The organism is Alcaligenes sp. Me129, from assembly GCF_050487245.1.
GTDB classification, from domain to species: Bacteria; Pseudomonadota; Gammaproteobacteria; order Burkholderiales; family Burkholderiaceae_B; genus Alcaligenes; species Alcaligenes phenolicus.
Map to the genome: position 1 here is coordinate 337,858 of NZ_JBKQGX010000002.1, position 12,069 is coordinate 349,926.

Annotated in this window: 9 protein-coding genes; 6 read left to right on the forward strand and 3 right to left on the reverse strand. The window is 57.2% G+C overall.

The window, feature by feature from the left end; all coding sequences use genetic code 11:
• Position 1 precedes the first annotated feature (1 nt).
• The 3 genes from lspA to ACLPGZ_RS03630 are packed head-to-tail and all read right to left on the reverse strand — an operon-like array spanning position 2 to position 4,323.
• Positions 2-535 carry a signal peptidase II gene (gene lspA / locus ACLPGZ_RS03620; protein WP_035268158.1) on the reverse strand — a complete coding sequence of 178 codons (534 nt, stop codon included), beginning with the start codon at positions 533-535 and terminating at the stop codon, positions 2-4.
• The gene (gene ileS, locus ACLPGZ_RS03625; protein ID WP_239055468.1) at positions 528-3,368 is read right to left on the reverse strand and encodes an isoleucine--tRNA ligase; all 2,841 of its coding nucleotides are present in this window, start codon (positions 3,366-3,368) and stop codon (positions 528-530) included. The genes lspA and ileS overlap by 8 nt, the downstream gene beginning before the upstream one ends.
• On the reverse strand, positions 3,358-4,323 hold the full coding sequence (locus tag ACLPGZ_RS03630; protein WP_009455719.1) for a bifunctional riboflavin kinase/FAD synthetase: 966 nt from the start codon (positions 4,321-4,323) through the stop codon (positions 3,358-3,360). Before ACLPGZ_RS03630 ends, ileS begins: the two co-directional genes overlap by 11 nt.
• A 49-nt stretch (positions 4,324-4,372) precedes the next feature.
• Between ACLPGZ_RS03630 and purN the strand changes: the two genes are divergently transcribed.
• The 6 genes from purN (at position 4,373) to sorU (ending at position 12,065) form a co-directional block, all read left to right on the forward strand.
• On the forward strand, positions 4,373-5,029 hold the full coding sequence (gene purN / locus ACLPGZ_RS03635) for a phosphoribosylglycinamide formyltransferase (RefSeq protein ID WP_026482878.1): 657 nt from the start codon (positions 4,373-4,375) through the stop codon (positions 5,027-5,029).
• A 173-nt stretch (positions 5,030-5,202) separates the two neighbouring features.
• On the forward strand, positions 5,203-6,468 hold the full coding sequence (locus ACLPGZ_RS03640) for an RsmB/NOP family class I SAM-dependent RNA methyltransferase (protein ID WP_045931823.1): 1,266 nt from the start codon (positions 5,203-5,205) through the stop codon (positions 6,466-6,468).
• A gap of 101 nt (positions 6,469-6,569) precedes the next feature.
• Positions 6,570-7,796 carry a DesA family fatty acid desaturase gene (locus ACLPGZ_RS03645; RefSeq protein ID WP_026482877.1) on the forward strand — a complete coding sequence of 409 codons (1,227 nt, stop codon included), beginning with the start codon at positions 6,570-6,572 and terminating at the stop codon, positions 7,794-7,796.
• Complete coding sequence (locus tag ACLPGZ_RS03650; RefSeq protein ID WP_239055469.1) at positions 7,793-10,087, forward strand: UvrD-helicase domain-containing protein; 2,295 nt, start codon at positions 7,793-7,795, stop codon at positions 10,085-10,087. The genes ACLPGZ_RS03645 and ACLPGZ_RS03650 overlap by 4 nt, the downstream gene beginning before the upstream one ends.
• 391 nt (positions 10,088-10,478) lie before the next feature.
• Positions 10,479-11,699, forward strand: coding sequence for a SorT family sulfite dehydrogenase catalytic subunit (sorT, locus tag ACLPGZ_RS03655; RefSeq protein ID WP_239055470.1), 1,221 nt, complete (start codon positions 10,479-10,481; stop codon positions 11,697-11,699).
• Positions 11,700-11,753: 54 nt separating this feature from the next.
• Complete coding sequence (gene sorU / locus ACLPGZ_RS03660) at positions 11,754-12,065, forward strand: SorU family sulfite dehydrogenase c-type cytochrome subunit (RefSeq protein ID WP_239055471.1); 312 nt, start codon at positions 11,754-11,756, stop codon at positions 12,063-12,065.
• Positions 12,066-12,069: the final 4 nt, after the last annotated feature.

A 12,069-nucleotide genomic window follows, 5' to 3' on the forward strand; every position in this document is an offset into this window, starting at 1 on the left:
CTCAGGAGCGCTGTCGTTTGTTGCGGCGCATGCGCATGAACTCGTCCAGCACCAACAGGGCAGCGCCGCAGCTGATGGCGACGTCGGCAATATTGAAGGCCGGAAAGTAGGATTGATTCCAGTAGAACAGCAGAAAATCTACCACGTGCCCGTGCATCAGGCGATCCACCACGTTGCCGATGGCACCGCCCAGAATCAGGCTAAGCGACAGGCAAAACAAGGGTTGTTTGGCCGAGCGGCGCAGCATGGTCACGATAAATACCGTGGCAACGGCTGCGATGCCGACAAAGAACCAGCGCTGCCAACCCTGACCACCGGCCAGAAAGCTGAACGCCGCGCCGGGGTTGTAGAGCAGGGTGAAATCAAAAAAGGGCAGGATATTCCAACGTTCCTGATAGAACAGGTTGCTGTCGAAATACTGTTTGGTCCATTGGTCCAAGCCGACAATAAAGGCGGCCAGACCAATCCAGGCCCAGAACTGCCGCGAGGGCAGTCGGGCCTGGCCGGGAGAAGGGGCCATGTCCTTATCAGGCATGGTGACGCACTTCGCCTTCGCCAAACAGATTGTCCTCGCAACGACCACACAGGGTGGGGTGCTCGGCGCTCTGGCCTACGTCAGGGCGGTGGTGCCAGCAACGCTCGCACTTGGCCTGTTCGGTAGGGGTAACGTCGATGCGCAAATCGCCTTCGCCCGCATGCACATCGGCACGAGAGACGATCAGCATGAAGCGCAGATCTTCGCCCAGAGATTGCAGGAATTCCAGATCCTGACCGTTGGCATAGATGTCGATCTCGGCCGCCAGGGAGGAACCGATGGCGCCGGTGCTACGTACATCTTCAATGCGGCGCATCACGTCGGCACGGATGGCGCGCAGGCGTTGCCACTTGCTGCTCAGTGCCGATTGTTCGCCTTGCTCGGGCAGGACATGGAACAGTTCGGTGAAGATGGTGCCGCTAGGAACTGAACCGCCGTGCATGTCGCGCCAGGCTTCTTCTGCCGTGAAAGACAGGATAGGAGCCATCAGCTTAAGCAGGGTCTGTGTCAGGTGATACAGCGCGGTTTGAGCCGAGCGACGTGGCTGGCCATCTTTAGCCGTGGTGTACAGACGGTCTTTCAGAATATCCAGATAGAACGCGCCCAGGTCTTCGGAGCAGAAGGTCTGCAAGCGAGCCACGATGGGGTGGAACTCGTAGCGCTTGTAGTTCTCCAGCAACTCGGCCTGCATGTCGGCGGTCATTTGCAGAGCATAGCGGTCGATTTCGGTCAGTTGATCAACAGGCACAGCATGTTGGGTGACATCGAAGTCGGCCAGGTTACCCAGCAGGAACTTCAAGGTATTGCGGATACGGCGGTAGCCTTCCACAACACGCTTCAGAATTTCGTCGGAGATGGACAACTCGCCCGAGTAATCGGTAGAGGCGGCCCACAGGCGCATGATCTCGGCACCCATCTTGTCGGCAATTTCTTGCGGCTTGATGATGTTGCCCAGCGATTTGCTCATCTTGCGGCCATTGCCGTCCACCACGAAACCGTGGGTCAGCAGGGCTTTGTAGGGTGCGCGGCCATACAGCATGCAGCCCGTCAGCAAGGACGAGTGGAACCAGCCACGGTGTTGGTCCGAGCCTTCCAGGTACAGGTCGGCAGGCCATTGCAGCTTGTCAGCGTGCGAGCCGTGGGTGGTGTGATCCTTGCCGCCCAGCACGGTAGCGTGTGTGGTGCCCGAGTCAAACCACACGTCCAGCGTGTCGCGGTTTTTCTCGTACAGATCGGCTTCGTCACCGAGCAGGTCGCGTGGGTCCAGGTTTTGCCAGGCTTCTATACCGCTCTTTTCGATACGCTCGGCTACTTGTTCCATCAGCTCGGGCGTGCGGGGGTGCAGTTCACCCGTTTCCTTGTGCACAAAGAAAGCCATGGGCACACCCCATTGGCGCTGACGCGACAAAGTCCAGTCCGGGCGGTTGGCGATCATGGCATGCAGGCGGGCACGACCCCAGGAGGGGTAGAACTCGGTGTTATCAATGGCTTCCAGCGCCATTTCACGCAGGGTACGGCCGCTGCTGTTTTCCTTATCCATACCGGCAAACCACTGGCTGGTGGCACGGTAGATGATGGGCGTCTTGTGACGCCAGCAGTGCATGTAGCTGTGCGGGTGCTGTTCGGTTTTCAGCAAGGTGCCGGCGTTCTGCAAGGCTCCCACAATTTGCGGATTGGCCTTCCAGATCATCTGGCCGCCAAACAGGGGCAGATTCTCGGCGTAATGCCCATTGCCCATCACGGGCGTGAGCATGTCGTCGTCCTTCATGCCGTGGGCTTTGCAGGAGATAAAGTCTTCAATACCGTAGGCCGGGGCCGAGTGCACCACGCCCGTACCGCTGTCCAGGGTGACATAGTCGCCCAGGTACACGGGGGAGCGGCGTTGGTAGCCTGCGTCCACGTGAGCCAGAGGGTGGTTGAATTCGATCAGGTTCAGGGCTTCGCCGGTAGCGGTGGCCACGACCTGGCCGCTCAGACCCCATTGCTCCAGGCAGGACTTCACCAGCTCTTCGGCCACGATCAGCATGGAGCCGGTGGCGCGTGGGCTGTCCAGCTTGACCAGGGCGTAGCTGATTTCAGGGTGTACGTTCAGTGCCTGGTTGGCAGGGATGGTCCAGGGGGTGGTGGTCCAGATAACGATGGCGCCATCGTCCACGCTGTCCACGCCAAAGGCAGCGGCCAGCTTGTCTTTTTGCGCGAAGGGGAAGGCCACGTGCACGGACGGGTCGGTGCGATCGGCGTACTCAACCTCGGCTTCTGCCAGGGCGGAACCACAGTCAAAACACCAGTTCACGGGCTTCAGGCCACGGAACACGAAACCCTTTTGCATGATCTTGGACAGTACGCGCAGCTCGTCGGCTTCGTTACTGAAATTCATGGTCAGGTAAGGGTTCTCCCAGTCGGCCAGCACGCCCAGGCGCTTGAAGTCCTTGCGCTGGCTGTCGATCTGTTCCAGCGCGTAGGCGCGCGCCTTGGCCTGAACTTCAGCCACAGGCAGGTTCTTGCCGTATTTCTTTTCGATCTGAACTTCAATGGGCATGCCGTGGCAGTCCCAGCCGGGCACGTATTGCGCGTCAAAGCCCGCCATATTGCGGCTTTTGACGATGATGTCTTTCAGAACTTTGTTGACCGCGTGGCCAATGTGAATGTCGCCGTTCGCATAGGGAGGGCCGTCGTGCAAAATAAATTTGGGACGACCGGCACTGGCTTGCCGAATTGCTGCATAGACTTTGTTTTCTTCCCACTGGCTAATCCAGCCCGGCTCACGTTTGGCGAGGTCACCACGCATGGGAAAGGGAGTGTCGGGCAAATTGAGAGAGTTTTTATAGTCCATTTGAAGCAAAGTAGTCGCGAGCGCGTTGTGCATCGTTGTCGATGGCGGCGATCATTGTGATGAGGTCCGGGAATTTTTCCTCGTCCCTGACAAATTCCAGAAATTCTATACGGGCAAGTTTACCGTAAGCATCCAGGCGTTGGTCCAGTAAATGCACCTCTAACAGCAGCCGTCCCTGGTCTATGACGGTTGGGCGTACCCCCAAGGAGGCAATGCCGGGCAGAGCCTGTCCGGTCAGTCCGTGCACCCGGACCACGTACACGCCGGAGCGGGCGGCACAGTGTTCGGGAACACGCACGTTCAGGGTCGGGTAGCCAATGTCCCGGCCCAGTTTCTGGCCATGAATGACATGACCACTAATATGAAAGGGTTTGCCCAGCAGGGCACGGGCGCGGTCCAGCTGGCCCACGGCCAGGGCGGTGCGCACTTCCGAGCTGGAGATGCGGCGGCCATCGGCATCGGCCACATCGTGCAGAGTCTCGACGCTAAAGCCATGGCGCTTGCCCGCTTCGCGCAACATTTCAATGTCGCCGGCCCGTTTGTGGCCGTAGCGGAAATCCTCGCCCACCAGCAGCCAGCCAGTGTTCAGACCCTGGACCAGAATCTCGTCAATAAAGGTGGCTGCCGACATATCGGCCATGGCCTGATTGAAGCGGGCCAGATAAATTTGTTCAATGCCGCATTGATGCAGGGCTTCGACCTTGTCACGCAGGCCGCTGATCTGCGTGGGGATCAGTTCGGGCCGTTGGCCGCGTTGCGCAAAAAAGGCGCGCGGGTGGGGCGTAAAGGTCATTACACAGGAGCTCAGGTCCTGCTGACGCGCCATTTCATTGACGCGATGCAAGATGGCCTGATGGCCCAGATGGACCCCGTCAAAATTGCCAATGGTGACAGCGCTGCGGGCCGTGCTGTTGCGCCGCGGCAGAGAGCGATAGAGTTTTAGATCAGATTTCACAAGCGAGAGTTTACAATTTTGGATTCGTTATTTCTCGGGAAACAGGATTTTGACCGATTCCACCCTACCTTGTCGCCTTGTTGTGCTTATTTCAGGCCGGGGCTCCAACTTGCAGGCCATAGGCGAACTGATCAAGACAGCGGGCTTAAATGGCCGTATCGAGGCGGTCATCTCTAACAAGGGCGATGCGCCCGGACTGGAATGGGCGCAGCGTCAAGGGCTGCCTACCGAGACGGTTTCGCATCGCGAATTTGCAACACGTGAAGCCTTTGACCAGGCTTTGGCACGCGTGATCGACCGCTACCAGCCAGATTATGTTCTACTTGCGGGATTCATGCGCATCCTGAGCACCGATTTTGTTCAGCACTATGCAGGCAAGCTCATCAATATACACCCATCCTTGCTTCCTAGCTTTCCCGGTTTGAATACCCATCAACAGGCACTTGACGCGGGCGTGCAGTTTCACGGCTGCTCGGTGCATTTTGTGACCCCTGTGCTCGATGATGGTCCCATCATTGCCCAAAGTATCGTGCCCGTCCTGCACGACGATGATGCACAGACTCTGGCAGAGCGCGTTTTGGCAACCGAACACCACGTCTATACCGAGGCCGTACGCTGGCTGATCGAGGGACGGGTGCGTTTGCAGGCTGATGGCCGTGTCGAGGTTGCCGGACTTGCGCATCGCGGCTTTTATTTCCCCGCCTGATTGAGCGGGCTATTTGGAATTTTTGAATATTCATGTCTGATCACCAACAATCCCGCGGCCGCTCGGACCGCAAGCGCCCGTCCTCGTCTGCCCAACGTAACGAGTCCGGAGCGCGTGGTCGCCCTTATGCAGCACGCCGTGACAAACCCTCGGGTCCACCCGAGCCGGGCGCGATGGCACAGCGCCGTCTGGAGCAGGTCTCCAGCGCCCTGGGTGAAGTTTTGCAGTGGAAGCACCCCGCCGACCTGGCCTTGACACGCTGGGCGCGTACACGCCCCAAAATGGGCTCGCGTGACCGTGCCGAGATCCGTGAGGCCGTGTTTGATGTGCTGCGCCACCTGCGTCAGTACCGTAACTGGGCGGAAAGCGGCGTAGGCCCATCTACCCGTCGTCTGGCCATTCTGGGCCTGTCTACGGCTATCGGTCAGGAATCCCTGTCTTTGGGGCTGACGGAAGAAGAGCGCCAGTGGCTGGGCCATATCCGCGCCCTGAATGTGGACGGTCTGCCGGTTGGCGTGCGTCTGAGCCTGCCCGAGTGGCTGGAAGAGCGTCTGAAAGAGATTCCCGATTCCTACAAGTTGATGGCCGCCATGAACGAGCAGGCCTTGCTGGATCTGCGCGTCAACCCCATGAAAGCCGAGCGCGATACTGTGTTGCGTCAGCTGCAAAACGGCCCCATGGCTCGTTTCAAGCCGGTTGCCATGCCGTTTTCGCCCTGGGGTATCCGTATTGAAGGCCGCCCATCTGTCGCAGTATGGCCACAGTATGAGAAAGGCGAGCTGGAAATTCAGGAAGAGGGCAGCCAGTTGCTGACCGCCTTGCTGGAACCTCGCCGTGGCGAGATGGTTATTGACTACTGCGCCGGTGCCGGTGGCAAATCCCTGCTGCTGGGCGCCTTGATGCGCTCCACAGGCCGTTTGTACGCCTTTGACGTGTCGGCCACCCGCTTGAACAAGGCCAAACCGCGCTTTGCCCGTGCTGGTCTGTCCAATGTGGTGCCTGTCGTGATTCAGGAAGCGGGCGACCAGCGAGTTCGCCGCCTGCATGGCAAGGCACAGCGTGTATTGGTAGACGCTCCGTGCAGTGGATTGGGAACTTTGCGTCGAAATCCTGATCTTAAGTGGCGTCAACACCCCCAAGCTCTGGAGCAGTACACTCAGATGCAGGCCGACATTCTGGAGCAAGCCGCGGCTTGTGTCGCACCAGGAGGTCGTTTGGTTTATGCAACATGTAGTTTCTTGCCTGAAGAAAACGAGCAGCAAGTGCAGGCGTTCTTGGACAAACATCCCGAGTTCAAGCTGCTGGATGCCCGGGAAATCTTGAAGGATAAATGTCCGGCCCTCGCGCTAGAGGGGCCTTATTTGAATCTGCGCACGGACCGTCACCAAACCGACTGTTTCTTTGGTGCGGCACTTGAACGAATCACGGAAAGTGCTTGATTTAAAGCAAGTTCGTCCTTAAATAGTGTTATTGTTAACTGGTTAGGTGGGCTACACTTTTCCGGTTTCCCTTAACACAAAGATCAGGTCTAAAAGGGTCTATGCAATCGTTTCTTTCTTTTCTTGCTGACGGATGGCTGCAACTGTCTTGGTGGCAGCTCACTCTTGTCATTCTGGCGGTGACGCATGTCACTATTGTGTCAGTTACCGTATTTCTCCACCGCAGTCAGGCGCACCGCGGGCTGGACCTGCACCCTGCGCTGATGCATTTCTTCCGTTTCTGGCTCTGGATGACCACCGGTATGGTCACAAAAGAATGGGTTGCGATTCACCGCAAGCACCACGCCAAATGCGAACGTGAAGGCGATCCCCATTCCCCTGTGGTCTTTGGTCTGGGCCAGGTGTTCTTCCGTGGTGCAGAACTGTACCGTCAGGAAGCCACCAACCCTGAAACCTTGAAGCGTTTCGGTCACGGCACGCCCGATGACTGGCTCGAGCGCAACCTGTACAGCAAATACAGCATGTTAGGTATTACCATCATGTTGGGTATTGATCTGTTCCTGTTCGGTCTGCTGGGTCTGACTGTCTGGGCTATCCAGATGGCCTGGATTCCTTTCTGGGCAGCCGGTGTGGTGAACGGTCTGGGTCACGCTATCGGTTACCGCAACTTTGCCAGCCCTGATACCAGCACCAACGTGTTCCCTTGGGGTATCATCATTGGTGGTGAAGAGCTGCACAACAACCATCACGCTTACGGTACGTCCGCCAAGTTCTCCAGCAAATGGTACGAGTTTGACTTGGGTTGGTGCTATATCTCGGTGTTCAAGGCACTGGGTCTGGCCAAGGTCAAGAAGGTCGCTCCCAAGCTGCGTCTGGAGCCTAGCGTGCCTTCGAATGCTCCGCTGGAAGGCATTAGCCTGGCAACCTTGCAGGGCGTGATTACTCACCGCTACGAAATTCTGGCCCGCTATGCGGACATCATCAAAACCACGGCCTCGGAAGAAATCGCTCGTCTGAAGCCACAAGTGAACAAGGACAACCCGAATTGCTCCTGGTCCCTGCTGGAAAGCTGCAACGACTGGATCGGTCGCGGCGACGACGTTCTGGCTCCCGAGCAGCGCGCTGAACTGGAAACCGTAGCGGCTGGCGATTCCCGCCTGTCCATCCTGGTTCGCATGCAGCGTGAACTGGCTGGTATCTGGGAAAGCTCCAGCGCCTCCAGCGAGCAGTTGCTGTCCGACCTGCGCACCTGGTGCCAGCGCGCTCAGCAAAGTGGTATTGAAAGTCTTGAGCAGTTCGCCTTGCGTCTGCGCCGCTACGCGGCATGATGGATCGCTTAAACCCGGAACAGCGAGCCGCCGTTACTTTACCCTCTGGCCATGCCCTGGTGCTGGCCGGAGCGGGTAGCGGAAAAACCAGTGTACTGACCTCCCGAATGGCCTGGTTAATCCAGACCGGGCAGGTCAGCCCACATGGCCTTGCTGCTGTTACCTTCACCAATAAAGCCGCGCGCGAAATGCTGACGCGGCTTACTTCTTTATTGCCTATCGATACCCGCGGAATGTGGGTCGGGACCTTTCACGGCCTGTGCAATCGCCTGCTGCGCATGCATTACCGTGATGCCGGTCTGGTGCAGACGTTCCAGATTCTGGATACAGCAGATCAGTTGGCCTCCATCAAGCGTATGGTCAAGGCCAATAATGTGGATGACGAGAAATTTCCGCCCAAGGAAATTCAGAAGTTCATCAACGCCTGTAAAGAAGATGGCCAACGTCCTGGCGACCTGGAAGCGCACGACCCTCACCGCCGCCGCCTGATCGAGCTCTATCAGCTTTATCAAGAGCAGTGCGAACGTGAAGGAGTAGTGGACTTTGGCGAGCTGCTGCTGCGTGCCTACGAGCTGTTGTCCCGCAATGCCCCGATTCGCGAGCATTATCAGCGCCGTTTCAAACACATTCTGGTCGACGAGTTTCAGGACACCAACGTGCTGCAGTATCGCTGGTTGCGTCTTTTGGCCGGCGATCAGGCCTGCATGTTTGCCGTGGGCGACGATGACCAGTCCATCTATGCTTTCCGTGGTGCGAATGTGGGCAATATGGCCGACTTCGAGCGCGACTATGCCCGTGGCAATGTGATACGCCTGGAGCAGAACTACCGTTCCTGCGGCCATATTCTGGATTCGGCCAACGCGCTGATCGAGAACAATAGCGGCCGTCTGGGCAAAAATTTATGGACCGATAGTGGCGAAGGCGAGTTAGTACGCATCAGCGAACTGGCCTCGGATGCCCTGGAAGCTCAGTGGATTGTGGACGAAGTCCGCGCCCTGATTGCCGAAGACAAGCCACGCCGTGAAATTGCCATCCTGTATCGCAGCAACGCCCAGTCCCGAGTGATTGAGCACAGACTGTTTTCCCAAGGCTTGCCCTACAAAGTGTATGGCGGCCACCGCTTTTTCGAGCGTCAGGAAATCAAGCACGTACTGGCTTACTTGCGTCTGATGGACAACGCGGATGATGACACCGCTTTCTTGCGCGTCGTGAACTTCCCGACTCGTGGGATTGGTGCTCGCTCTGTGGAGCAACTGGCTGATCTGGCGCGTGAGCGCGGTACCAGCTTGCTGCGTGCCATTCCTTACCTGCAAGGACGTGCGGCTGCCAGCCTGATGCGTTTCTCGAACCTGATTCAGGATATGGCCAGCCAGGCGCAGATCCTGTCCTTACCCGAGCTGATTGAGCACGTTGTCCACGACAGTACCTTGCTGGCCCATTACCAGGCCGACCGCGAAGGTGCCGAGCGACTGGAAAACTTGCAGGAATTGGTCAACGCAGCCACGGTGTTTGTGGGTGAAGAAGGCTTTGCCGAGCTGCCAGCCGGTCGAGTCCCAGAAGCTGTGGCGGGCGAGTCCGAGCAGGCCATGCAGAACCCGGACCAAGCGACTGCCTCCGTGCTGGCTCCCATGTCGCCTTTGGGCTCCTTCCTGACCCATGCTTCTCTGGAGGCCGGGGACAATCAGGCCCAGGCAGGCCAGGACGCCATTCAGCTGATGACGATCCATGCCGCCAAAGGTCTGGAGTTTGATGCGGTCTTCATTACCGGCCTGGAAGAGGGTTTGTTCCCGCATGAGAACAGCTTGTTCGACCCCGGTGGGATCGAGGAAGAGCGTCGCTTGATGTACGTGGCGATTACGCGGGCACGTCAGCGCTTGTACATTACCCTGGCACAAAGCCGCATGCTGCACGGCCAGACGCGTTACGCCATGCGTTCGCGCTTTCTGGAAGAGCTGCCGGAGCAACACATCAAATGGTTGTCGGCCCGCTATACCAGTACACCCGTGCAGTCAGAGGCCAGTTCGGGGGCCTTCCGTCGTGGTCAAAGCTGGGAGTCCAAGGACAAGAGCTATTCAGCCCAGCCTTACGGCGGTCGCAGTCACACCAGCGTGCTGGAAGTGAATGGCCAGACCTTCCGTGTGGGGCAGGGGGTGCATCACAACCGTTTTGGTGAAGGCACCATTATTAATCTGACGGGTCAGGGTGACGATGCCCAGGCCTTGATTCAGTTTCGTGAAGTCGGCAGCAAGACTCTGGCCCTGGCCATTGCCAAACTGGATCCTGTTAGCTAAAAAGCGAAGCAACGACTGAATCAGTCAATCGCAGTTTGAAGGCCCCCGGAAACTCCGGGGGCTTTTTTATGGCCTGCCCTATGTCATGGAAATTTTCAAACAGCCGCAGTTTTTACAGCCGTTTTATTTCAAGCCCTTCATTTTTACTCTCCATCGTGCTCGACGCGGATGCCTCCCAGGAAAAATTTCTCACCTTATTTCACGTTTTGGATAAACACAGAGATTGCAGGGAAACCCTTGTTTCAAGCGACTTTCCCGTTTTTGTCTTCCTTCTTTAAAGCTCTATATGATCGTTATATATAAGGGTTATAGATTCTAGTTATAAAGCTGGTGCCCCCATAAAATCGAAGCCTAAATTAATTACAGATAACAAACACACATGGAGGCGATCATGGAACCTAGCAATCTCTCACGCCGGCGTATGCTTTTGTCGACGGGCGGGGTGATGGCCCTGGCCGGTACAGCAAGCTTGACTCCTTTGTCAGCGGCACTGGCTCAGGAAAAGGCAAAAACGCAGGCCAAGGCCCTGCCAGCCTATGCATCCTGGAAACATGCCGACAGCTTGATCGTGCACAGTGCCAACACTATTGAAACCAAACGCAGCGCTTTTGGCTCGGGTTTGATCACGCCGCTGGATCGCTTGTTCGTGCGTAATAACGTGGCCCCCCCATCCGAGCAGATCGTGGCTGATCCGGACGCCTGGGTACTGTCAATCAAGGGTGTGAAGAACCCGAAAGACATGAGCGTCGCCGAACTGAAACGCCTGGGACTGGTGGCTGTGCCCATGGTGCTGCAGTGTTCGGGTAATGGTCGTGCCTACTTCCCTGAGAAACCCAGCGGCACCAAGTGGACCGTGGGTGCAGCAGGCTGTGTAGTGTTCACGGGCGTGCCTATCAAGGCGGTTCTGGAAGCTACGGGCGGTATGGAAGACGGCGCCAAGTACATGACAGGGACAGGTGGGGAGGAGATCCCGGAAGGTCTGGATCCCAACACCATCATGGTGGAGCGCTCCCTGCCTCTGGAAGCCATTGATGATGCAATTCTTGCCTGGGAGATCAACGGTCAGCCCATCCCCTTGGCTCATGGTGGTCCTTTGCGTCTGATCGTGCCTGGTTATACCGGCGTGAATAACGTGAAATACATTAAGCAACTGGCCTTCAGCAAGGATCAGTCGGCGGCCAGCATTCAGCAAAACAGCTACCGCATGACGCCTGTGGGCGAAAAGACCAATGTGAATCAGGAATCGGTGTGGGAAATGCCGGTGAAATCCTGGATCACCAGCCCGAATGGCGAACCTGGCGAAGATGTGAAGGCTGGCCTGGTGCAGATCCAAGGTCTGGCCTTTGGTGGCATGTCCTCGGCCAAGCAGGTGGAAGTGTCTGTGGATGGTGGCAAGAACTGGGTCAAAGCCAATTTTGTGGGGCCGGATCTGGGCAAATACGCCTGGCGTCAATTTGTAGTGGGTATGGAACTGAAGCCCGGCCAATATGAAATCGCCAGCCGCGCGACCAGTGAAGCCGGAATGGTTCAGCCTGAAGAGCGCACGGCTAATAGCCACGGTTATCTGAACAATAGCTGGCGCGACCATATGCTGCCAGTCACGGTTGTTTAAGCATTGAATGTCGTAAACCGCCCCGATACCTTGGGGCGGGTTTGGAAGGAAATCATGAAGAAATACTTAGCTGTTGCTGCTGCCTGTTTGTTTGGTGTTGCTGGCCAGGCCCAGGCTGATGATCAGGGCAAGGTTCTTTTTACCGGGGGCGCCAAACCCATTGCCTGTGCAGTCTGTCATACCTTGGCCGATGCCGGTTCTGCCGGTGCCATCGGCCCCGATCTGGACGAATTGCAGCCCTCCAAAGAACAGATCCTGAAGGTCATGAAAGAAGGCATGGGTGCCATGCCTTCTTTTGCTCAAACCATGAGTGACGAAGAGCGTGATGCTGTCGCCACCTATGTCAGCTCTGTAGCGGGTCAGTAAGTTC

What these genes read in the sequence shown, in the direction of transcription:
- lspA (WP_035268158.1), bottom strand. Translation starts at nt 535, where the DNA reads ATGCCTGATAAGGACATGGCCCCTTCTCCCGGCCAGGCCCGACTGCCC.
- ACLPGZ_RS03650 (WP_239055469.1), top strand. Translation starts at nt 7,793, where the DNA reads ATGATGGATCGCTTAAACCCGGAACAGCGAGCCGCCGTTACTTTACCC.
- ACLPGZ_RS03645 (WP_026482877.1), top strand. Translation starts at nt 6,570, where the DNA reads ATGCAATCGTTTCTTTCTTTTCTTGCTGACGGATGGCTGCAACTGTCT.
- ACLPGZ_RS03640 (WP_045931823.1), top strand. Translation starts at nt 5,203, where the DNA reads ATGGCACAGCGCCGTCTGGAGCAGGTCTCCAGCGCCCTGGGTGAAGTT.
- sorT (WP_239055470.1), top strand. Translation starts at nt 10,479, where the DNA reads ATGGAACCTAGCAATCTCTCACGCCGGCGTATGCTTTTGTCGACGGGC.
- sorU (WP_239055471.1), top strand. Translation starts at nt 11,754, where the DNA reads ATGAAGAAATACTTAGCTGTTGCTGCTGCCTGTTTGTTTGGTGTTGCT.
- ileS (WP_239055468.1), bottom strand. Translation starts at nt 3,368, where the DNA reads ATGGACTATAAAAACTCTCTCAATTTGCCCGACACTCCCTTTCCCATG.